Origin of the sequence: Kitasatospora sp. NPDC051914, assembly GCF_040680995.1 — a bacterium.
GTDB lineage: Bacteria > Actinomycetota > Actinomycetes > Streptomycetales > Streptomycetaceae > Kitasatospora.
In genome coordinates this window covers 66,402-86,223 of the sequence record NZ_JBFAXX010000021.1, presented here as the reverse complement: position 1 = coordinate 86,223, position 19,822 = coordinate 66,402, and the positions used below count along the sequence as shown (strand labels likewise).

The following is a 19,822-nucleotide window of genomic DNA, read 5'->3' as shown; positions in this document are numbered from 1 at the left end:
GGCAACCGCGCGGCGCAGTTCCCGCGCCCCCGGGCTGCTAGCCCGCGAGCAGTTCGGCCAGCAGCTTGGGCTCGATGTTGCCGCCGCTGACCACTGCGGCCGCGGCCCGGCCGCCGATCTCGGCGGCCCGGTGGAACCAGCCGGCGACGGAGACCGCCCCGGACGGCTCGGCGACCAGTCGGCCGCGGCGGGCCAGCACCGCGACGGTGTCGCGGATCTCGTCCTCGGTGACGGTGACGATGTCGTCCACGTACGTGGTCAGGTGCTCGAAGGGCAGCACGCCGACCGAGGGGGTGCGCAGGCCGTCCGCGACGGTGCGGTAGGTGTCGGCGACCGGCCAGGCGATCCGCTCGCCGGCCCGCAGGCTGGCCTGTGCGTCGGCGGCGAGCTCCGGCTCGACGCCGACGACCCGGATGCCGGGGCGGGTGAGCTTGAGCGCGGCCGCGGTGCCGGAGATCAGGCCGCCGCCGCTGACCGGCACCAGCACGGTGTCCAGCTCCTCGGGGGCGTCCTCGGCGATCTCCAGGCCGACGGTGCCCTGCCCGGCGATGATGTGCCGGTCGTCGTACGGGGGTACCCACACGTAGCCGTGCTCGGCGACCAGCTCGGCGGGCACGGTGTCGCGCCGGTCGGGAGCGACCAGCATCACCTCGGAGCCGAAGCCCCGGGTGTTCTCGACCTTCACGGCCGGGGAGGTGTCCGGCATCACGATGACGGCCCGGATGCCGAGCAGCGCGGCGGCGTAGGCCACCGCCTGCGCGTGGTTGCCGCTGGACTGGGCGACCACGCCGCGGGCGCGCTCCTCGGCGGTGAGCGAGGCGAGCCGGTTGTAGGCGCCGCGGATCTTGAAGGCGCCGGTCGGCTGGAGGCTCTCCGGCTTGAGCCAGAGCCGGCGGTCGCCGTCCGCCGCCCACGGGCAGGGCAGCAGCGGGGTGCGCACGGCGACCCCGGCGATCCGCTGCTGCGCGGCGCGCAGCTCCTCCAGTCCGACCAGCGTCATTCCGTCACTCCCGTGTCCGTCGTTGCTGCGGTGCGTTCGGCGGGCCGCGCCCGCCGGGTCACTCGGCGGTGCCCAGTGGCAGGTCGCTGACCCTGCTCTCCCACTTGGTGGACAGTACGACGGTGGTACGGGTGCGGGCCACGCCCTTGGTGCCGGAGATCCGCTTGACGACCGATTCCAGCCCCTCGACGTCCGGGACGCGCACCTTCAGCATGTACGAGTCGTCGCCGGCGATGAACCAGCAGTCCTCGACCTCGGAGAGGTCCTTGAGGCGGTGCGCGACGTCCTCGTGGTCGGCGGCGTCGGTGAGCTGAAGGCCGATCAGCGCGGTGACGCCGAAGCCCAGCGACGCCGGGTTGACGGTGGCGCGGTAGCCGGTGATCACACCGGCCTGCTCCAGCCGGTTGATGCGGTCGGTCACGCTCGGGCCGGACAGGCCGACCAGTCGGCCGAGTTCGGCGTACGAGGCGCGGCCGTTCTCGCGCAGTGCCTGGATGAGCTGTCTGTCCACTGTGTCCATATACCTGCCAGCGCCCTTCCGAACCTCACCGTACCGAGAGATCATTATCCGGATTCGAAGGCGGTGTGCGCGAGTCAACCCGGATATCGCAAAGAACATACTCTCCCGGTCCGCACGGTCTCACTCTGCCTTGGCCGCAGCTCCGAGCTCGCCCTCCCAGCGGCGGTAGAGCGTGTGCGGCACACCGACCGCGTCCAGCACCCTCCCGGCGACGAAGTCGACCAGTTCCCGGGCCGTGGAGCCGCCCGCGTAGAAGCCGGGCGAGGCCGGGAGCACGACGGCGCCCTGGGCGTCCAGCTCCACCAGGTGCTTCAACGTCACCCCATTGAGCGGTGTCTCGCGCAGGCACACCACCAGCGGGCGGCGTTCCTTGAGGGTGACGCTCGCGGCCCGCTGGAGGAGGTCCTTGCTGAGCCCGAGCGCGATCCCGGCCACCGCCCCGGTGGTCGCCGGGACGACCAGCATGCCCTTGGCGGGGTACGAGCCGGAGGACGGGCCGGCCGCGAAGTCCCCCGCCGACCAGTGGCGGACGCCGTCGAGGTCACCGGTGCCGATCCACCGCTCCAGGTCCTCGCGCCAGTGCGCGTCGCGGAAGGAGATGCCGGTCTCGTCCAGGATGGTCAGCCGGGCGGCCCGGGAGACCACCAGGTCGACCGCTTCCCCCGCCGCCAGCAGCGCCCGGATCACCGACGCCGCGTACGGCGTGCCCGACGCGCCGGACACCCCGACCACCCACGGCCTGCGTACCTGCTGATCGCTCATACCCCCGACCTTAGGCCGTTGCTCCGCCGGGCCCGCCCGGCCCGTCCCCGGCGGACACGGCTGCGGCGAGGGGGCCGGGCGGGGCAGGATGGACGGCATGGCGCCGACGCTGATCGACCTCACCCACCCGATCACCACCGGGATGCCGGTCTACCCCGGCGATCCGGAGGTGGAGCTGCGGCCCGCCCTGACCACGGACACCTCCGGGGTCAACGTGCTGGCGCTGCACCTGGGTTCACAGGCCGGGACGCACGTCGACGCCCCGTACCACGTGGACGTCACCTGGCCGACCCTGGACGGGCTGCCGCTGGAGCTGTTCACCGGCCCGGCGGTGGTGGCGGACCTGCGCGGCCTGGAGCCGCGGACGGCGGTGACGGCCGATCAGCTAGCTCCCGCCCTCGCGGAGTGCACGCCGGGCGCCGTACTGCTGCTGGCGACCGGCTGGCCCCGGTACTGGGGCACCGACCGGTACCTGGCCCACCCGTACCTGACCCGGGAGGCCGCGGAGGCGATCGTCGCGGCGGGGGTGCGCACGGTCGGCGTGGACGCGCTGTCGGTGGACCGCACCCCGGAGCCCGGGCCGGCCGACCCCGCGGTGGCGGCCCTCCTCGCGGAGCTGGCGGACGAGCACGACCCGGCGCAGGAGGAGCCGACGCTGGCCGCGCACCGGGTGCTGCTGGGCCGGCCGGACGGCGGGGTGATCGCCGAGAACCTCACCGACCTGACGCCGCTGCTGGCGGCCCGGGAGGCGGGGGCGGCGGTGGAGGTGTCGCTCTTCCCGCTGCGGCTGGCGGCGGCGGACGGCGCCCCGGTGCGGGCGGTCGCCCGGATCGACTGACGAACCGCCAATAGGTCTAGACCACGATCCGGCCGCCGGATAGGCTCCCGCCATGGCAGAGATCTCCGGTGTCGTGGAGCGCATCTGGCGCTACCCGGTGAAGTCCACCGGCGGCGAACTCCTCGACGCCGTCGAGGTGGACGGGCGCGGCCTCGCCGGCGACCGGCTCTACGCCGTCCGCGACGGCGCCGGCCGGTTCGGCTCCGGCAAGAACACCCGCCGCTTCCGCCGGATGGGCGGCCTGTTGCGGCTCTCCTCCCGGCTCGGCCAGCGGATCGACGCCCCGGAGCTCCTCGACCCGCTCGGCGGCCCCGTCGAGGACCCGGACGCCTTCCTGCAGGCCTACCTCGAACGCCCGGACGTCACCCTCGCCCGGGAGGACGCCGTCTCGCACTTCGACCAGCTGCCGGTCTCGGTGCTCACCACCGCCACCCTCGACTGGGTACGCGCCGCGGCCCCGGCCGCCGCCGTCGACGAGCGCCGCTTCCGCCCCAACGTCCTGCTCCGCACCCCGCCGGGCACCCCGCCCTTCGTCGAGGACAGCTGGTTCGGCCGCGAGGGCCGCTTCGGCGACGGCGTACGGCTGGCCTTCGTCCGCTCCAGCGAGCGCTGCGTGATGGTCGGCGCTCCCCAGCCCGGGCTGCCGCACGCTGCGGAGATCCTGCGGGCGGTCGCCCGCGGCCACGACAACCGGCTGGACGCACTGGCCACCGTCGCCCGCCCCGGCCGACTGCAGGTCGGCGACCCGCTGGTGCTGTCGGCCGGCTGACATCCCTGCCGGCGGGGACGGCTAGGCCGCGTCGCCGCCGGGCGGGCCGACCAGGCAGAACGGGTGGCCCGCCGGGTCCACGTACACCCGCCAGCCCGACTCGGAGGCCTTCAGCACCGCGCCCAGCGCCACCACCTTCTCCTCCGCCGCGTCGAGGTCCTCGACGTCGATGTCCAGGTGCAGCTGCTGCGGATGGGCCGGGTCGGGCCACATCGGCGGCCGGTAGTCGTCGACCCGCTGGAAGCCCAGCACCATGCCGTCCGGGGTGTGCACGGTCGACCACTGGGCGTCCAGCGACCAGCGGGGGTCCGGGCGGTCGATCTCGCCGCCCAGCACGGCGGCGTAGAAGTGCGCCAGCCCGGCCGGGTAGTGGCAGTCGAGCACCACGCACTGCAGCTTGCCGATCATCGGTGACCACTCCTCGGGGGTTGCGACGGCTCGTGCACCTTCCATGATCCCGCGACCGGGTGCACTGAGATCAACCCCACCAGGGGCGCGGGGAACTGCGCGGGGCGGGAGGGGCCGATCGTGTGCCCTCCCGCCCCGCGCCGTTGACCGCGCCCCTGGTGGTCGACCTCTCAGATGGTCAGGCCCCGGAGGACCAGGTCGAGGAGGGCGAAGGCGAAGAGGGAGATGCCGACGAAGCCGTTGGTGGTGAAGAAGGCTCGGTTGAGGCGCGAGAGGTCGCCGGGCTTGACGATGGAGTGCTCGTAGAGGAAGGCGCCGGCGACGACCAGCAGACCCGTCCAGAAGGCCGGGCCGGCGTCGGTGAGGACGGCGTACCAGGCGAGCAGGCCCGCGGTGATCACGTGGCAGACCCGGGCCCCGTACAGGGCGGCCGGCACCCCGAACCGGGCCGGCACCGACCGGACGCCGTCGGCGCGGTCGGCGGCGACGTCCTGGCAGGCGAAGATCAGGTCGAACCCGCCGATCCAGATGCCGACGGCGAGGCCGAGGACGACGGCGTCCCAGGACCAGGTGCCGGTGACGGCCAGCCAGGCGCCGATCGGGCCGGCGGCCTGGGCGAGGCCGAGGATGGCGTGCGGGAAGTCGGTGAACCGCTTGCCGTACGGGTAGACGACCATCGGGACGACGGCGACCGGGGCGAGCGCCAGGCACAGCGGGTTGAGCAGGGCGGCGGCACCGAGGAAGACCACCAGTGCGACACCGGAGCCAACGTACGCGGTGCGCAGCGAGACGGCCCCGGTGACCAGCTCGCGGCCGGCCGTCCGCGGGTTCCGGGCGTCGATCTCGCGGTCGATGATGCGGTTGGCGGCCATCGCGAAGGTCCGCAGGCCGACCATGCAGACGGTGACGATGAACAGTTCGCCCCAGTGCACCCGGCTGTCCGCGAGGAACATCGCGGTGAGTGCGGCGATGTAGGCGAACGGCAGGGCGAACACCGAGTGCTCGATCATCACCAGCCGCAGGAAGGACTTGACCTTGCCGGGCGGGACCTCGAACGCGGCCGTGGTCACAGGCCGTACTCCTTCCAGCGCTTGGTCACCAGGGCGGCGGTCTCCGGGTCGGAGGAGACCATCTCGGGCCACCCGCCGTCGCGGGTGTAGCCCTCCTCGGGCAGCTTGCGGGTGGCGTCGATGCCGGCCTTGCCGCCCCAGAACTGCTGGTAGGAGGCGTGGTCGAGGTGGTCGACCGGGCCTTCGACGACGGTCAGGTCGCGGCTGTAGTCGGTGTTGCCGAGCGCCCGCCAGGCGACCTCCTGGTAGTCGTGCACGTCGCAGTCGGCGTCCACCACGATGATCAGCTTGGTGAGCGACATCATGTGGGCGCCCCAGATGGCGTGCATGACCTTCTGGGCGTGCTTGGGGTACTTCTTGTCGATCGAGACGATCACGCAGTTGTGGAAGCCGCCGGCCTCGGGCAGGTCGTAGTCGACGATGTCCGGGATGATCACCTTCAGCAGCGGCAGGAAGAACCGCTCGGTGAACTTGCCGAGCGGCCCGTCCTCGGTGGGCGGCCGGCCGACGACGATCGACTGCAGGATCGGGCGGCGGCGCATGGTGACGCAGTCGATGGTCAGCGCCGGGAAGGGCTCCTGCGGGGTGTAGAAGCCGGTGTGGTCGCCGAACGGGCCCTCCGGCAGCATCACGCCGGGCTCCAGCCAGCCCTCCAGGACGACCTCGGCGTCGGCCGGCACCTGCAGCGGGACGGTCTTGCAGTCGACCATCTTCACCCGCTCACCGGCGACGAAGCCGGCGAAGAGGTACTCGTCGATGTCGCCGGGCAGCGGTGCGGTCGCCGCGTAGGTCACCGCGGGCGGGCAGCCGAAGGCGATCGCGACGGGCAGCCGCTCGCCGCGCTTGGCGGCGACGGCCGCGTGGTTGCGGCTGTCCTTGTGGATCTGCCAGTGCATGCCGATGGTGCGCCGGTCGTGGCGCTGCAGGCGGTAGAGGCCCAGGTTGCGGATGCCGGTGTCCGGGTCCTTGGTGTGGGTCAGGCCCAGGTTGAAGAAGGAGCCGCCGTCCAGCGGCCAGGTGAAGAGGGCGGGCAGCCGGTCCAGGTCGACGTCCTCGCCGGTGAGGACGACCTCCTGCACCGGCGCGTCGCCGGACTTCACGTGCTTCGGCGGCACGTGCGCCATGGAGGCGAGCTTGCCGAAGGCGTCCCGGAAGCCGGTGAAGCCCTGCGGCAGCTCGGGCCTGAGCAGGCCGGCGATCTTCTCCGCGATGTCGTCGGGGGACTTCAGGCCGAGGGACTTGGCGAGGCGGCGCTCGGTGCCGAAGACGTTCATGGCCAGCGGCATCGAGGAGCCCTTGACGTTCTCGAAGAGCAGCGCCGGGCCCTTGGCCTTCTGGACCCGGTCGACGATCTCCCCGATCTCCAGGTACGGGTCCACCTCGGTCTTGATCCGCTTGAGGTCGCCCTCGCGCTCCAGGGCGCGGAGGAATGAGCGGAGATCGTCGTATGCCATGCCTGTCAGTATCCGGTACCGGTTACCCTGGCCCCGCCAAGAGGGGCCCTGTTCGCCGTTCCGGGGGAGACCGTCGCCGTGTTGAGAGTTGTGCCGCCGCTGCTCGTGCTCGCGCTGTGGGTGTGGGCGTTCATCGATTGCCTGACCACCCCGGAGGAGGACGTCCGCCACCTCCCCAAGGTGGCGTGGGTGATCATCGTGCTGCTCTTCCCGCTGGTCGGGTCGATCGCCTGGCTGGTGGCCGGGCGCAACCGCGCGCGCTCCCGCGGCCGGGCCGTCCCGTGGCCGTCCGGCCCCACGGCGGGCTACCCCGAGTACGAGCGGCCGCAGCGGCGCTTCGTCGCCCCGGACGACGACCCGGAGTTCCTGGCGTCCCTGAAGAAGGACAACAAGAACCACGAGGACATGCTCAAGCAGTGGGAGTCCGACCTGCGCCGGCGCGAGGAGGAACTGCGCCGAAAGGACGAGTCGGAGGACGACCCGCGCGGCTGATCCCGATTTTGGCGCTTCCCTACCATCCGAGCGCCCTCCGGCGGCCGCGCACCGCAGGAACCCCACACCCCCGGCCCGCCCCGCGGCCCGGGGTGCACTGTTGCCGCGGCCGTCCGGCCACCCGGCCTGACCTGCCGAATCGGCACCCCGACCACCCCCTGTGACGACCCCTGCGGGTTGCCGGGCCAGGACCCCGCGACCCGCCGCGGAAACAGTCGGAACTGTGCGCCCTGCACAGCTTCTGGGGCCCGACCTTGTACGGAATCGACGCCGAGAGGCGGCGGCCCTCCCTCGTAGTGTCGTAGGTGAAGAAGTGTTCGCCGCAGCAGCAGCCGCGTATCGCAGGCCGCCTGCCGGACAGTTCCCTCACACTTGGAGTGGTTCGAGATGACGGTTCTGCACGATGCGCCGGTCGGCGAAGAGATCCCCGCGATCCCGGCCGATGCGCGCGGGCGGGTGGCCGAGCTGCACGAGCTCCGGGAGCGGGTCCGGCGGGGTCCGAGCGAGAAGGCGACCGAGGCGCAGCATGCGAAGGGCAAGCTGACGGCGCGGGAGCGGATCGAGCTGTTGTTGGACGAGGGCTCGTTCCGTGAGGTGGAGCCGTTGCGGCGGCACCGTGCGCAGGGTTTCGGGCTGGAGGCGAAGAAGCCGCACACCGACGGTGTGGTGGTCGGCTGGGGCACGGTGCACGGGCGGACGGTGTTCGTCTACGCGCACGACTTCCGGATCTTCGGTGGTGCGCTGGGCGAGGCCCATGCGCAGAAGATCCACAAGATCATGGACATGGCGATCGCGGCGGGTGCTCCGCTGGTGTCGCTGAACGACGGCGCCGGCGCCCGCATCCAGGAGGGCGTCACCGCACTGGCCGGCTACGGCGGCATCTTCCAGCGCAACACCAAGGCGTCCGGGGTGATCCCGCAGATCTCGGTGATGCTCGGCCCGTGCGCGGGCGGTGCGGCCTACTCGCCGGCCCTGACGGACTTCGTGTTCATGGTCCGCGAGACCTCGCAGATGTTCATCACCGGCCCGGACGTGGTGCAGGCGGTCACCGGCGAGAAGATCACCCAGAACGGGCTCGGCGGCGCCGACGTGCACTCCGCGGTCTCCGGCGTCTCGCACTTCGTCTACGACGACGAGCAGTCCTGCATCGAGGAGGTCCGCTACCTGCTGTCGCTGCTGCCGCAGAACAATCGGGAGATGCCGCCGGCGAGCGCCACCGACGACCCGGTCGAGCGCCGCAACGACGGCCTGCTGGACCTGGTGCCGGCGGACGGCAACCGCCCGTACGACATGCGCAAGGTGATCGAGGAGGTCGTCGACCACGGCGAGTACCTCGAGGTCCACGAGCGTTGGGCGACCAACGTGATCGTCGCGCTGGCCCGGATCGACGGCCACGTGGTGGGCCTGATCGCCAACCAGCCGCAGTCGCTGGCCGGCGTGCTGGACATCAACGCCTCCGAGAAGGCCGCGCGGTTCGTGCAGATGTGCGACGCCTTCAACATCCCGATCGTCACCCTGCTCGACGTCCCCGGCTTCCTGCCCGGCGTCGACCAGGAGCACGGCGGCATCATCCGGCACGGCGCCAAGCTGCTGTACGCGTACTGCAACGCGACCGTACCGCGGATCTCGCTGATCCTGCGCAAGGCCTACGGCGGTGCCTACATCGTGATGGACTCCCGCTCCATCGGCGCGGACCTGTCCTTCGCCTGGCCGACCAACGAGATCGCCGTGATGGGCGCCGAGGGCGCCGCCAACGTCATCTTCCGCCGCGACATCGCCGCCGCCGAGGACCCCGAGGCGATGCGCGCCCAGAAGATCAAGGAATACAAGAGCGAGCTGATGCACCCGTACTACGCGGCCGAACGCGGCCTCGTCGACGACGTCATCGACCCGGCCGAGACCCGCCAGGTCCTCGCCGCCTCGCTCGCCATGCTCCGCACCAAGCACGCCGACCTGCCCAGCCGCAAGCACGGCAACCCGCCGATGTAACCGGTTCTTACGCCGTTCGGAACCCGTCAGACTTCACCATGGGGGAGAAACAAGGACCATGAGCGCTTCCGCCGAACCCCTTGTCCGCATCGTCCGCGGCTCGCTGACCGACGAGGAGCTGGCCGCCGTCACCGCGGTGCTGCTGGCCCGTGCCGCGGCCGCCCAGCAGGCCGCGTCCGCCCCGGCGGTCGAGCCGATCGCCAGCTGGCAGCGCCTGGAGCGCCGCCCGGCGTACTACTCCCCCGTCAGCTGGCAGCAGGCGGCCTGACGAACACTTCGGGCCTCCGGCACGGTCGCACCGTGCGGGAGGCCCGGACTGCGTTGCAGGGGGTGCTACGCGGCCGCCAGGGCGGCCGGACGGCCCTCGTGCATGGTGGAGAGGTGCTCGGCGAGCAGTTGCGGGTCCTGGCCGAGCCAGAGCCGCACGGCGCCGCCCAGCATGATGCAGGACGAGCCGAGCCGGACACCGGTGGTCTGGGCGATCCGGCCGACCGCCGGGCCGAGCAGGTCGGCGAGCTCGGCGGGCAGCCAGACGGTCTGCGCGCAGGGCGCGGGCGGCCGCAGCGCGGCCAGCAGGCGGTAGGCGTCCGGGGCACAGTGCAGCGTCGGCAGGATGTCCAGCAGGCCGTCGGCGACGACCTCGGAGACGTCGCTGTGATGGCCCTGGGCGAGCCGCCGGAGCAGTGCTCTCTCCCCCGCGGTGATCCGTACGGTCAACATGACCTCGTCGCTCTCCATGGCGGCCCCTCCTCGCGGCTTTTCGGACGTCCTGGTCAACGACCGGACGGGTGATCCCTCACGGTTCTTCGATGGAACGGTCCCCGCACGGCGGCGGCCGGATGCCGACCGCCGCCCGTACGGGCCCGACGGCGGTTCAGACGCCGGCGTACGAGTGCTTGCCGGTGACGAAGATGTTGACGCCGTAGTAGTTGAACAGCCAGCAGGCGAAGGCCAACAGGGCCAGATAGGCCGCCTTTCGGCCCCTCCATCCGGCGGTCGCCCGGGCGTGCAGGTACGCGGCGTAGGCGACCCAGGTGATGAAGGACCAGGTCTCCTTCGGGTCCCACTCCCAGTACTTGCCCCAGGCGGCCTCGGCCCAGATCGCGCCGGCGATGATGGTGAACGTCCACAGCGGGAAGACCAGCGCGTTGATCCGGTACGACAGCTTGTCGAGGGTCGCCGCGGCGGGCAGCCGGTCCCAGACGGAGGCCGGGGTGCCCAGCGGGCCGCCGGGCAGGCCGGCCTCCACGCGCCGCTCGTAGGAGTCCTTGCCCAGGTAGAGGACGGTGGCCACGAAGGCCGCGTACAGCGCGCCGCCGCAGATGATCGCGGTGGAGACGTGGATGCCCAGCCAGTACGAGTGCAGGGCGGGAACGAGCTGCTCGGAGTCGGTGTAGAGCACCGAGACGGCCACGCCCAGGGTCAGCAGCACGGCCAGCACCACCGGCAGGCCCAGCCAGCGGACCTGCTTGCGGGAGGCCAGCAGGCCCAGGTAGGCGAGGATCATGGTGAGGCCGAAGGCGCACGAGAACTCGTACATGTTGCCCCACGGCCAGCGCATCACCGACAGGCCGCGGGTGATCACGCCGCCGGCGTGCAGCAGGGCGCCGAGCACGGTCAGCGAGACGGCGATCCGGCCCGCCAGGTCGCCCTTCTCGCTGGTGCCCGCGGCACCCGGGCCGTCGCCCGGGGCGCCGTCGCCGCGGCCGCTGGTGACCACGGTGGCGCCGGCGTCGGCGAGCGCGGTGCGGGTGAGCGTGGTGGTGCCGCCGTCCGCGGAGGCCACCGTCACGGTGACCTTGCGGGCGGCCTTGGCGGACTCCTCCGCGGCGGCGAGGGTCTCGGCCAGACCGCCGGACTGCTCGGCCGAGCGGACGGCGATCGCGCCCTTGCTGCCGAACGTCCACTCGAAGAGGTGGGCGAACATCGCGAGGGTGTACACGGCCATCGCCGAGTAGATCAGCTTGTTGGAGAGGTCGGCCAGCTGCGGGTCGACCGAGGCGAGATTCACCGTCTACTCCTTGGAGTCCGGGTCTGCGGGGGTTGCCGGTACGGGGGTGTCGGCAGGATCGGGCCCGGCGGCGCCGGCGTCCGCCACGTCGTCGAGGGCCGGGGCGTCGTCCTGGAGCTCGACCGCGAACTCGGCGAGCTCCTCGGCCGTGCGGGCGGACTCGCTGCGGGCCAGGCCCGCCAGCTCGACCAGGGTGGCGCCGTCCGGCGAGGTGGTGGCGCGGACCCAGATCCGGCGGCGCTGCACGAAGAGCGAGCCGATCAGGCCGAGGATCGCGCAGACCGCGCCGAGGAGCGCCACGGCGTTGCCCGGGCGGTGCGAGACGTTGAAGCTGGCCCACTGCTGGTAGCCGTCGAAGGTGACGGTGCCGTAGCCGTCCGGCAGCTCCCAGCCCTGGCCCGGCTTGAGGCGGACGCGGGCGATGTCGCCGTCCTGCTTCAGCTGGGTCATGTGGCTCTGGTCGAGCTGGTAGACGTTCTGCGGCAGGCCGGAGTCGGTGCCCAGGTCGCCGGCGAACGCGGTGAGCACCAGCATCGGCTCGGCGGCGTCCGGGAAGAGCGAGATCGGGCCGGTCTTCTCGAAGTTCACCGGCGCGGTCGGCAGGAAGTAGCCGTTGAAGCCGAGCTGGGTGCGCTTGCCGTCCTTCTCGCCGTAGTCGCTGACCTTGATCACGCCGGTCGAGGTGAGGTTGCTGTCCTGCGGCAGGAACGGCGTCGGTCCGGTGTAGACGACCTCGCCCTCGGCGTTCTTCACGGTGACCACCGGTGCGTAGCCGTGGCCGATCAGGAAGACCTTGGAGTCGCCGATCTCCAGCGGGTGGTTGACCTGGATGGAGCCCTTGGTCAGCTTGTCGGAGGCGGTGCCCGTCCAGTACCGGATGTGGGCGGTGAACTCGCGGGCACTGCCGATCTGCTCGCCGCTGGTCTGGTAGCGGGCGGTGAAGCCGTCCAGCTTGAAGCCGAAGGCGTCCAGGTCGTCGGTGCTGTAGAAGGCGGAGCCGGTGAAGTCGTCGAGCTGGGTGGTGGTGTTGGAGAAGCCCTGGCCCTCGATCACCAGCTTGCCGCCCTGCCCGCTCGCCAGGCTCGCCCAGGCGAAGCCGGCCAGCAGGGCGAACAGCGAGAAGTGGAAGAGCAGGTTGCCGACCTCGCGCAGGTAGCCCTTCTCCGCGGCGACCGCGCCGCCGGCGAGGTTCGCGCGGAAGCGGCGCTTGCGCAGCAACCGGTGCGCGGCGGCGTTGACCGCCTCGGGGTCGGCGTCGGTGCGCCAGGCCGCGTACACCGGCATCCGGGTGAGGTTGCGCGGGGCGGCCGGCGGCTGGGCCCGCAGCACGCCGACGAACTGCCAGGTGCGCGGGACGATGCAGCCGGCCAGCGAGACGAACAGCAGGATGTAGATCGCCGAGAACCAGACCGAGCTGTAGACGTCGAACAGCTGGAGCTTCTCGTAGAGCGGGGTGATGCCCTGGTGGGCGGCCTTCCAGGTCTGCACCTTGAAGGCGTTCTGGCTGTTCTGCGGGATCAGGGAGCCGGGGATCGCCGCCAGCGAGAGCAGGAAGAGCAGGATCAGCGCGACCCGCATCGAGGTCAGCTGGCGCCACATCCAGCGGAACCAGCCGAGGACGCCGATGCCGACCGGGGCCTCCGACTCCTCGGGGGCGGTGCTGAGGCGCTCGGCGTCGAGCTCGCCGCCCTCGGTGGTCAGGGTCTTGGTGTCGCCCACGGTCAGATTCCGATCGTGACGTCGTTGGTGAGGACCTGCAGGTTGTTGACCAGCTCCGACCAGGCTCCGGTCACCAGGAGCAGGCCGACCACGACGAGCATGCCGCCGCCGAGCCGCATCACCCCCTGGTAGTGCCGCTTGACCCAGCCGAAGGCACCGAGCGCCCTGCGGAAGGCGAGCGCGGCCAGGACGAACGGTACGCCGAGGCCGATGCAGTAGACGGACATCAGGAGCGCGCCGCGTCCCGCGCTGGCCTGGTCGATCGAGAGGGTCAGGATCGACGACAGCGTCGGGCCGATGCAGGGCGTCCAGCCGACGCCGAACACGATGCCCAGCAGCGGTGCGCCGAGCAGGCCGACCGCCGGGCGGCGGTGGGTGCGCACCTCGCGCATGCTGAGGCCGGGCAGCAGGCCCATGAAGGCGAGGCCCATGACGATCGTCACCACGCCCATCACGATGTCGATCGCCCGCTGGTGCTCCTGGAGCGTCCGGCCGAACTCGCCGAACAGCGCCCCGCCGGAGACGAAGACGGCGGTGAAGCCGAGCACGAACAGCGCGGAGCCGAGGAGCATCCGGCCGCGCCGGGCGCCCTTCGCGTCCGCGAGGTCGGCGGCGGACAGCCCCGTCACGTAGGAGAGGTAGCCGGGGACGAGCGGCAGCACGCAGGGCGAGAAGAAGGAGACCAGCCCGGCGGCGAGGGCGATCGGCAGCGCGAGCACGAGGGCCCCGCTGAACACCGTCTCGTTGGTGCCGAACGCCGCGAGCGCGCTCACTTCTGCTCCGCGAGGACCGGAGTGATCATCTTCTCCAGGTCCTCGGTGGAGAGCGCGCGCATCGCCCGGGCGGCGAGCCGGCCCTCGCGGTCGACCACGATGGTGGTCGGGATGGACTGCGGGTTCAGGCTGCCCTTGGGGAAGCGCAGGATCTGGGTGCCGTCCGGGTCGTACAGGCTCGGGTAGGTGATGCCGGTCTGCTGCTCGAAGCGGACGGCGTTCGCCGGGTTGACGTCCCGGGTGTTGATGCCGAGGAACTGGACGCCCTGCGACCGGTACTTCTCCGAGACCTCCTGGAGGTTCTTGCCCTCCGCCCGGCAGGGGCCGCACCAGGAGCCCCAGATGTTGAGGACGACGACCTTGCCCTTGTGGTCGGAGAGCGACACGGGCTTGCCGTCGAGGGTCTTGCCGGTGATGTCCGGCGCCGCCTTCCGCTCCGCCGGGCTCGCGGTGGCGATGCCGGCCTTGCCGGTGATGAAGCCGGCCTGCCCGTCTCCGCCGGATGTGCCGGAGCTGCTGCAGGCGGTCAGTGCGAGCGCGGCGGCCGCGCCGAGGGTGGCGGCGAGGCGGGCGCGGCGGCGGGTCGTCCCAGACATGTGAAAAGTTTCGCATGGGACTTTGGGCAGGTTTGAGGGGGTCCGACGTTAGGTATCGAACCCCCTCTGACCTGCAGTTTCTGTACTTATGATCCCCTTAGCCCGGGCATTTCGCCGCTGTGGCGGCGGTCACTCGGGAGGGTGCCGGCAAGGGCTCGCGCGGGGCCGGCGGGAGACCGTGGAAGGTCTCAGGCGCCGAAGCTCTTGCCGACCGGCTTGTCCTTGCCGCCCTTGCCGACCAGGTGGGCCGGCAGCAGGTCCCGGGCGGGCTCCCGGTAGCCGATCGAGACGATCCGGTCGCCCTCGTAGGTGAAGCTGGTCAGCGAGGCCAGCGAGCACTGCCGGTTGCGCGGGTCGTGCCACAGGCGGCGGCGCTCGGCGAAGGAGCGGACGATCCAGATCGGCAGCTGGTGGCTGACGCAGACCGCCTCGTGCCCGCGCGCGGCGTCCCGGGCCGCGGCGAGCGCGCCCATCATCCGCACGACCTGCTCGATGTACGGCTCGCCCCAGGAGGGCTTGAACGGGTTGGTCAGGTGCTTCCAGTAGCCCGGGTTCTTCAGCGAGCCGTCGCCGACGCCGAAGGTCTTGCCCTGGAAGATGTTGTCCGCCTCGATCAGCCGCTCGTCGACGGCCACCTCCAGGCCGTGCGCCTTGCCGATCGGCTCGGCGGTCTCCTGGGCGCGCTCCAGCGGCGAGGCCACCACGTGGGTGATGTCCCGGTCGGCGAGGTGCTCGGCGACCCGGTCGGCCATCTGCCGGCCGAGCTCGGAGAGGTGGTAGCCGGGGAGGCGCCCGTAGAGGATGCCCTCCGGGTTGTGCACCTCTCCGTGGCGCATCAGGTGGACGACGGTGGTCTCGCTGGTCACGCGGCCTCCTCGGTGGCCTCGGCGGCGGCCCGCGCGGCGGCGGGCAGGGCGGCGGCGATCCGCTCGATCGCCCGCTCGTCGTGGGAGGACGAGACGAACCAGGACTCGAACGCCGAGGGCGGCAGGTAGACGCCCTGGGACAGCATCGAGTGGAAGAAGCCGTTGAAGCGGAACGCCTGCTGGCGGCGGGCCGCGTCGTAGTCGTTCACCTGCTCCTCGGTGAAGAACACCGAGAACATGTTCCCGGCCTTCTGCAGCCGGTGCGCCACGCCCTCCTTGGCGAGCGCCTCGGTGACCAGGCCGGAGACCTGCTCGGCGACCCGGTCCACGGCGGCGTACACCTCGTCGGTGCAGTGGCGCAGCTGGGCGAGGCCGGCGGCGGTGGCGATCGGGTTGCCGGACAGCGTGCCCGCCTGGTAGACCGGCCCGGCCGGGGCCAGGTACGCCATGACGTCGGCGCGGCCGCCGAAGGCCGCGGCCGGGAAGCCGCCGCCCATGACCTTGCCGAAGGTGAGGAGGTCCGGCGCCCAGCCCTCCCGGGCGGCCTCCAGGCCGTACCAGCCGGCCTTGGAGACGCGGAAGCCGGTCATCACCTCGTCGGAGATGAAGAGCGCGCCGTCGGCCCGGCAGAGCTCGGCCAGGCCCCGGTTGAAGCCGGGCAGCGGCGGGACGACGCCCATGTTGCCGGGCGAGGCCTCGGTGATCACGCAGGCGATCTCGCCGGGGTGGGCGGCGAAGGCCTGCCGGACGGCGTCGAGGTCGTTGTAGGGCAGCACGATGGTGTCGCCGGCCTGGGCGCCGGTGACGCCCGGGGTGTCCGGCAGCGCGAAGGTCGCCACGCCGGAGCCGGCCGCGGCCAGCAGCGCGTCGACGTGGCCGTGGTAGCAGCCGGCGAACTTCACGATCTTGGAGCGGCCGGTGAAGCCGCGGGCCAGCCGGATCGCCGACATGGTGGCCTCGGTGCCGCTGGAGACCAGGCGGACCTGCTCCACCGGCGCCACCCGGGCGGTGATCTCCTCGGCCAGCTCGACCTCGCCCTGACCGGGGGTGCCGAAGGAGGTGCCGCGGCCGACCGCCTGCTGCACCGCCTCGATCACCGCCGGGTGCGCGTGGCCCAGGATCATCGGACCCCACGAGCAGACCAGGTCGACGTACTCGCGGCCGTCGGCGTCGGTCAGCCAGGGGCCGCTGCCGGACACCATGAAGCGCGGCGTGCCGCCGACCGCGCGGAAGGCGCGGACTGGCGAGTTCACGCCACCGGGGGTCACGACGGAGGCGCGCTCGAACAGCTCCAGGGACTGCGGAGCCTCGTACGGATAGCTGGGAAGGCCGGTCCGCGGGGCGCTCTCGGACCGGCTCTCGGGGTTGCTCACGGGGTTGGTCACCAGAACATGCTCTCAAATCGTGTCCTTGCCCAATGCATGCCGGACCCGATCATCTGGAACGATGATCCGTGTGCTGCTGCCTTGACCGGGGGTTCGGACGGTACGGTTGTCCGTGCGACCGTCGCGAAGGATTCCGGCCGAGAGCCGTGGGTCCGGGGGCACAGCGGGACGCACGTCCCGGGATCGGGCCGAGGGACGCCGGGGGGCGACCGCTCGGACCGTGCCAGGCAGGCCGCTACGACGCGGCCGTTGGGCGATGCGGACAAAGCAGTGTGTACGGCGGCACAAGACGGGTAAGTGGCACGTTCGGAAGGACACCGGGCGTGTGGGGGTCTGTCGATTCCGGCGAATTCCGGTGAGGATGGTCCGAGTGTCCGAGGCGCAGGACGGCTTCGAGGAGGCCACGGGTGGCCCCCGTCCCTCCGCGGAGGCCGCGCACGGGGGTACGGGTACAGGCGGCAGGGAAAGGCGGGGCGAGGGACGCGTGGGAGTCACCTACAAGTACTTCGGCGCACCCGACCGGGCCACCGCGGCGAGAGTCCCCACCGCGCTCGGGCCGGGCGGCCTCGGCCTGGAGGCCGGCGAGCTCGGTGCCCTGGGGCGGCTGGGCGACCTCATGGAGACCAGCGGCTCGCTGAACGGGCACCTCTCCACCAAGATCAAACCGGAGACCATGAGCGCCATGGTCCTCACCGGCATCCAGGGCGTCCCCCTGCACCAGGTCCCGCCGCTGGAGCTGGTCGTCCTGCACCCCGACTACGCGGTCGTCCAGCTGCCGCACAACGTGGTCGAACCGCTCCGCAAGGCGGACGAGACCCAGCTCGGCGCCGCGGCCTTCATCTGGTCGACCGTGCCGGACCGGCGCGGTCCGCGCGACGCCTTCGTGATCTACCAGATGCTCCACGAGTGGCAGGACTTCGCCAACCGCCTGCACGACGCCGGCCACCAGCTGTACTGCCTGGTCTGGCCCTGAGGCGGGGCTCCGCCCCCTCGGACACCACCGACCGCCCCCGGCCTGCAGGCCGGGGGCGGTCGGTGTCCGTGCGGTGTCCTGCGGAGCCGGTGCGGGGTCAGCCCTGCGCGGGCGGGTCCTGGATGCGGGCCGCCGCGAAGGCGGCGAGGGCCTCGGCGATCAGGGTCTCGGCCGCGGCACGGTCGACCCCGAGGCCGGAGAGCGGACCTTCGCCGTCCTCCAGCTCCAGGAGCGCGAGCAGGACGTGCTCGGTGCCGACGTAGTTGTGCCCCAGCCGCAGCGCCTGACGGAAGGTCAGCTCCAGCGCCTTGCGGGCGCGGGCGTCGTACGGGATCAGGTCGGGCAGCTCCCCGCCGGCCGGCGGCAGGGCGGCCGAGAGGGCCTCGCGCAGGGCCTCCGGGGTGACGCGCTGGGCGAGGAGGGCCTGGACCGCGAAGCCCTCCGGCTCGGCGAGCAGGCCCAGGGCCAGGTGCTCGGGGGCGATCTCGGCGTTGCCCGCCGCGCGGGCCTCGTTCTGCGCCGCCATGACGACGTTGCGGGCCCGGTCGGTGAAGCGGTTGAAGCCCTGGCCCGGGTCGAGGTCGGCGGGGCCGCCCGCGCCCGGGTCCTTGGGCACGAAGCGCTTCTGGGCGGCCTGCCGGGTCACCCCCATGCTCCGGCCGATGTCCGTCCAGGACGCGCCGGAACGGCGGGCCTGGTCCACGAAGTGGCCGATCAGGTGGTCGGCGATCTCGCCGAGGTGGTCCGCGGCGAGCACCGCGTCGGCGAGCTGGTCGAGCGCGTCGGTGTGGACCTTCTTGATGGCCGCGATGAGGTCGTCGAGCCGTACGGGATTGGTCATCTGCACGGGGTTCACCATGCGTCAACCATAGGTTGACACCCCTGGGGTGTCAACCCTTGGTTGACAGTGGCGGCGGCATCGGCGGTACGGGGCTCAGCCCCACGGCTCCTCCTCGTCCTGCGGGCCCCACAGCTCCGCCCGGTCGAAGGCGTCGGGGGTGTCCACCCAGCCGGAGGCCAGGACCAGCCGGGAGGTGCGGTGCACGGCGAGGAAGCCGAACGGACGGTCCGTGGTGAACAGCACCCGGCGCACCCGGTACGGCGGTGACATCGCCGCCCCCACAGCGGTCGCGACGGCGGAGACCGCGGCGGCACGGAAGCCCAGGGCACCGAAGCTCGCGGTCGCGGCCTGGGCGGCCGCCTCGACCACGAGCGGCGGGTCCGCACAGATCCCCGGGAGGTGGCCGCTGCCGTCGGGTTCCTGCAGGGAGACCGTCTCCAGCCCGAAACAGGCGGCGTCCGCCAGCAGGTCGTGCTGCGCCTGCACCGTGAAGCGTGCGACGTGGGCGAAGAGTTCGTGCTCCGGGACGGAGCTGCGCGATGCCAGGACCAGGACTCCCGGGCCCGCCTCGCCGTACGGCAGCAGGTCGCCGGTCACCCGGCGGTGCCGGCCCGCGAGGATGCCGAGGCCGCCGGAGAGCACCTCTCCCGAACGGGCGTCCTGCTCACCGACCAGCAGATGGACGTCGATGCCGTTGCCGCCGAGCACCCGCAGTTCGGAGACCCTGCCCGTCGGCGTCTCCGCAACCGCGACCCGATCCAGCAGGGAGGTCGTCCGGTACAGGCCGGCGAATTCCCGCCCGGCCCACGGCCCCGTCCCGACATCGAGAGAACCCGGCCTGAACGGGCGTATCCAGTCGGTGCGGACGGCCAGCGCCGCGGCGAGCAGCAGCGCGGTGCCGGGCACGACCTCCAACGGGAAGGCGTCGATCTGCCCGTCAGTGTGACGGGAGGCCCAGGCGTCCAACCGGGCCTGGATGTCGGAGCCTTCGAGCGGCTGGTGCACATGGGCCGGGAGCCCGGCCGTCCAGTCCGGGGAGACCCGCAGCCCCGGCGCGGTCCACAGCCCGACGGCGGCCGCGACGCCGGGCAGCCTTCCCAGGGCGGCGAGGAGTTCGCGGGAGCGCTCGGCCGCGTCCGCAGCCGGCACCCCGAGCGCGTCCGCGAGCTCCTTGCCCGCGACGCCGTCCGCCCCGGAGGCGAGCGCGGCGAGCAGCGGCCACAGCCCGGCCGCGGTGAACACGGTGCCGCCCTCGGTGGGGACGCGGCCCGCCCAGCGCTCGGTCAGCGAATTGACGGCCCGTACGGTCGTGTTCGAAAGCATGCTCCCCGCCCTGCAGCACCAGTGGTCCGCCGC

The 19,822-nt window shown here is 72.2% G+C and carries 21 protein-coding genes; 6 read left to right on the top strand and 15 right to left on the bottom strand.

Annotated elements, in window-relative coordinates:
* Window positions 1-37: 37 nt before the first annotated feature.
* The 3 genes from AB0M03_RS16140 to AB0M03_RS16130 all read right to left on the bottom strand — a co-directional run bounded on the left by AB0M03_RS16140 (window position 38) and on the right by AB0M03_RS16130 (window position 2,282).
* The gene (locus AB0M03_RS16140) at window positions 38-1,000 is read right to left on the bottom strand and encodes a threonine/serine dehydratase (protein WP_363492128.1); all 963 of its coding nucleotides are present in this window, start codon (window positions 998-1,000) and stop codon (window positions 38-40) included.
* A 58-nt stretch (window positions 1,001-1,058) separates the two neighbouring features.
* Window positions 1,059-1,520: an Lrp/AsnC family transcriptional regulator gene (locus AB0M03_RS16135; RefSeq protein WP_363492127.1), complete on the bottom strand. Its 462-nt coding sequence runs from the start codon at window positions 1,518-1,520 to the stop codon at window positions 1,059-1,061.
* Between the two features lie 120 nt (window positions 1,521-1,640).
* Complete coding sequence (locus tag AB0M03_RS16130; protein WP_363492125.1) at window positions 1,641-2,282, bottom strand: UbiX family flavin prenyltransferase; 642 nt, start codon at window positions 2,280-2,282, stop codon at window positions 1,641-1,643.
* Window positions 2,283-2,379: 97 nt separating this feature from the next.
* On the opposite strand from AB0M03_RS16130, the gene AB0M03_RS16125 reads away from it, so the two are divergent.
* Complete coding sequence (locus tag AB0M03_RS16125; protein WP_363492124.1) at window positions 2,380-3,120, top strand: cyclase family protein; 741 nt, start codon at window positions 2,380-2,382, stop codon at window positions 3,118-3,120.
* 52 nt (window positions 3,121-3,172) lie between these two features.
* Window positions 3,173-3,889 carry an MOSC N-terminal beta barrel domain-containing protein gene (locus AB0M03_RS16120; RefSeq protein WP_363492123.1) on the top strand — a complete coding sequence of 239 codons (717 nt, stop codon included), beginning with the start codon at window positions 3,173-3,175 and terminating at the stop codon, window positions 3,887-3,889.
* A 21-nt stretch (window positions 3,890-3,910) separates the two neighbouring features.
* On the opposite strand, the gene AB0M03_RS16115 is transcribed toward AB0M03_RS16120, so the two are convergent.
* The 3 genes from AB0M03_RS16115 to AB0M03_RS16105 all read right to left on the bottom strand — a co-directional run bounded on the left by AB0M03_RS16115 (window position 3,911) and on the right by AB0M03_RS16105 (window position 6,821).
* Window positions 3,911-4,297 (bottom strand): VOC family protein, encoded by a 387-nt coding sequence (locus tag AB0M03_RS16115; RefSeq protein WP_363492122.1) that lies wholly within the window; start codon window positions 4,295-4,297, stop codon window positions 3,911-3,913.
* Between the two features lie 170 nt (window positions 4,298-4,467).
* Window positions 4,468-5,367: a menaquinone biosynthesis prenyltransferase MqnP gene (mqnP, locus tag AB0M03_RS16110; protein WP_363492121.1), complete on the bottom strand. Its 900-nt coding sequence runs from the start codon at window positions 5,365-5,367 to the stop codon at window positions 4,468-4,470.
* Complete coding sequence (locus tag AB0M03_RS16105; RefSeq protein ID WP_363492120.1) at window positions 5,364-6,821, bottom strand: menaquinone biosynthesis decarboxylase; 1,458 nt, start codon at window positions 6,819-6,821, stop codon at window positions 5,364-5,366. The genes mqnP and AB0M03_RS16105 overlap by 4 nt, the downstream gene beginning before the upstream one ends.
* A gap of 78 nt (window positions 6,822-6,899) precedes the next feature.
* Here AB0M03_RS16105 and AB0M03_RS16100 point away from each other — a divergent pair, with 78 nt between their 5' ends.
* From AB0M03_RS16100 to AB0M03_RS16090, 3 genes are all read left to right on the top strand, one after another.
* Window positions 6,900-7,313 (top strand): PLD nuclease N-terminal domain-containing protein, encoded by a 414-nt coding sequence (locus AB0M03_RS16100; RefSeq protein ID WP_363492119.1) that lies wholly within the window; start codon window positions 6,900-6,902, stop codon window positions 7,311-7,313.
* A gap of 387 nt (window positions 7,314-7,700) precedes the next feature.
* Complete coding sequence (locus tag AB0M03_RS16095) at window positions 7,701-9,302, top strand: acyl-CoA carboxylase subunit beta (RefSeq protein WP_363492118.1); 1,602 nt, start codon at window positions 7,701-7,703, stop codon at window positions 9,300-9,302.
* A 58-nt stretch (window positions 9,303-9,360) separates the two neighbouring features.
* Window positions 9,361-9,570, top strand: coding sequence for an acyl-CoA carboxylase subunit epsilon (locus AB0M03_RS16090; RefSeq protein ID WP_363492117.1), 210 nt, complete (start codon window positions 9,361-9,363; stop codon window positions 9,568-9,570).
* Between the two features lie 65 nt (window positions 9,571-9,635).
* Here the strand turns inward: AB0M03_RS16090 and AB0M03_RS16085 are convergent, their stop codons facing one another.
* From AB0M03_RS16085 to hemL, 7 genes are all read right to left on the bottom strand, one after another.
* Window positions 9,636-10,040 (bottom strand): hypothetical protein, encoded by a 405-nt coding sequence (locus AB0M03_RS16085; RefSeq protein WP_363492115.1) that lies wholly within the window; start codon window positions 10,038-10,040, stop codon window positions 9,636-9,638.
* 136 nt (window positions 10,041-10,176) lie between these two features.
* Window positions 10,177-11,313 (bottom strand): c-type cytochrome biogenesis protein CcsB, encoded by a 1,137-nt coding sequence (ccsB, locus tag AB0M03_RS16080; protein WP_363492114.1) that lies wholly within the window; start codon window positions 11,311-11,313, stop codon window positions 10,177-10,179.
* Window positions 11,314-11,316: 3 nt separating this feature from the next.
* Window positions 11,317-13,032 (bottom strand): cytochrome c biogenesis protein ResB, encoded by a 1,716-nt coding sequence (locus tag AB0M03_RS16075; protein ID WP_363492113.1) that lies wholly within the window; start codon window positions 13,030-13,032, stop codon window positions 11,317-11,319.
* Between the two features lie 2 nt (window positions 13,033-13,034).
* Window positions 13,035-13,805 (bottom strand): cytochrome c biogenesis protein CcdA, encoded by a 771-nt coding sequence (locus tag AB0M03_RS16070; RefSeq protein WP_363492111.1) that lies wholly within the window; start codon window positions 13,803-13,805, stop codon window positions 13,035-13,037.
* Window positions 13,802-14,401: a TlpA disulfide reductase family protein gene (locus tag AB0M03_RS16065; protein ID WP_363492110.1), complete on the bottom strand. Its 600-nt coding sequence runs from the start codon at window positions 14,399-14,401 to the stop codon at window positions 13,802-13,804. Before AB0M03_RS16065 ends, AB0M03_RS16070 begins: the two co-directional genes overlap by 4 nt.
* A gap of 188 nt (window positions 14,402-14,589) precedes the next feature.
* A complete protein-coding gene (locus AB0M03_RS16060; RefSeq protein WP_363492171.1) occupies window positions 14,590-15,237 on the bottom strand; it encodes a histidine phosphatase family protein in 648 nt (215 codons plus the stop codon).
* A 26-nt stretch (window positions 15,238-15,263) separates the two neighbouring features.
* Entirely contained in the window at window positions 15,264-16,640 is a 1,377-nt protein-coding gene (hemL, locus tag AB0M03_RS16055; protein WP_363492170.1) for a glutamate-1-semialdehyde 2,1-aminomutase, read from the bottom strand.
* Between the two features lie 496 nt (window positions 16,641-17,136).
* On the opposite strand from hemL, the gene AB0M03_RS16050 reads away from it, so the two are divergent.
* Window positions 17,137-17,625, top strand: coding sequence for a hypothetical protein (locus AB0M03_RS16050; RefSeq protein WP_363492109.1), 489 nt, complete (start codon window positions 17,137-17,139; stop codon window positions 17,623-17,625).
* Between the two features lie 97 nt (window positions 17,626-17,722).
* On the opposite strand, the gene AB0M03_RS16045 is transcribed toward AB0M03_RS16050, so the two are convergent.
* Both AB0M03_RS16045 and AB0M03_RS16040 read right to left on the bottom strand, forming a co-directional pair.
* Complete coding sequence (locus AB0M03_RS16045) at window positions 17,723-18,484, bottom strand: Clp protease N-terminal domain-containing protein (protein ID WP_363492108.1); 762 nt, start codon at window positions 18,482-18,484, stop codon at window positions 17,723-17,725.
* Window positions 18,485-18,559: 75 nt separating this feature from the next.
* Window positions 18,560-19,789 carry a serpin family protein gene (locus tag AB0M03_RS16040; protein WP_363492107.1) on the bottom strand — a complete coding sequence of 410 codons (1,230 nt, stop codon included), beginning with the start codon at window positions 19,787-19,789 and terminating at the stop codon, window positions 18,560-18,562.
* Between the last annotated feature and the right edge of the window lie 33 nt (window positions 19,790-19,822).

Coding starts and splice junctions, on each gene's coding strand:
- AB0M03_RS16060 (WP_363492171.1), bottom strand. CDS start 15,237: ATGCGCCACGGAGAGGTGCACAACCCGGAGGGCATCCTCTACGGGCGC.
- AB0M03_RS16085 (WP_363492115.1), bottom strand. CDS start 10,040: ATGGAGAGCGACGAGGTCATGTTGACCGTACGGATCACCGCGGGGGAG.
- AB0M03_RS16045 (WP_363492108.1), bottom strand. CDS start 18,484: ATGGTGAACCCCGTGCAGATGACCAATCCCGTACGGCTCGACGACCTC.
- AB0M03_RS16065 (WP_363492110.1), bottom strand. CDS start 14,401: ATGTCTGGGACGACCCGCCGCCGCGCCCGCCTCGCCGCCACCCTCGGC.
- AB0M03_RS16090 (WP_363492117.1), top strand. CDS start 9,361: ATGAGCGCTTCCGCCGAACCCCTTGTCCGCATCGTCCGCGGCTCGCTG.
- AB0M03_RS16115 (WP_363492122.1), bottom strand. CDS start 4,297: ATGATCGGCAAGCTGCAGTGCGTGGTGCTCGACTGCCACTACCCGGCC.
- AB0M03_RS16135 (WP_363492127.1), bottom strand. CDS start 1,520: ATGGACACAGTGGACAGACAGCTCATCCAGGCACTGCGCGAGAACGGC.
- AB0M03_RS16120 (WP_363492123.1), top strand. CDS start 3,173: ATGGCAGAGATCTCCGGTGTCGTGGAGCGCATCTGGCGCTACCCGGTG.
- AB0M03_RS16105 (WP_363492120.1), bottom strand. CDS start 6,821: ATGGCATACGACGATCTCCGCTCATTCCTCCGCGCCCTGGAGCGCGAG.
- AB0M03_RS16125 (WP_363492124.1), top strand. CDS start 2,380: ATGGCGCCGACGCTGATCGACCTCACCCACCCGATCACCACCGGGATG.
- AB0M03_RS16040 (WP_363492107.1), bottom strand. CDS start 19,789: ATGCTTTCGAACACGACCGTACGGGCCGTCAATTCGCTGACCGAGCGC.
- AB0M03_RS16130 (WP_363492125.1), bottom strand. CDS start 2,282: ATGAGCGATCAGCAGGTACGCAGGCCGTGGGTGGTCGGGGTGTCCGGC.
- AB0M03_RS16140 (WP_363492128.1), bottom strand. CDS start 1,000: ATGACGCTGGTCGGACTGGAGGAGCTGCGCGCCGCGCAGCAGCGGATC.
- AB0M03_RS16095 (WP_363492118.1), top strand. CDS start 7,701: ATGACGGTTCTGCACGATGCGCCGGTCGGCGAAGAGATCCCCGCGATC.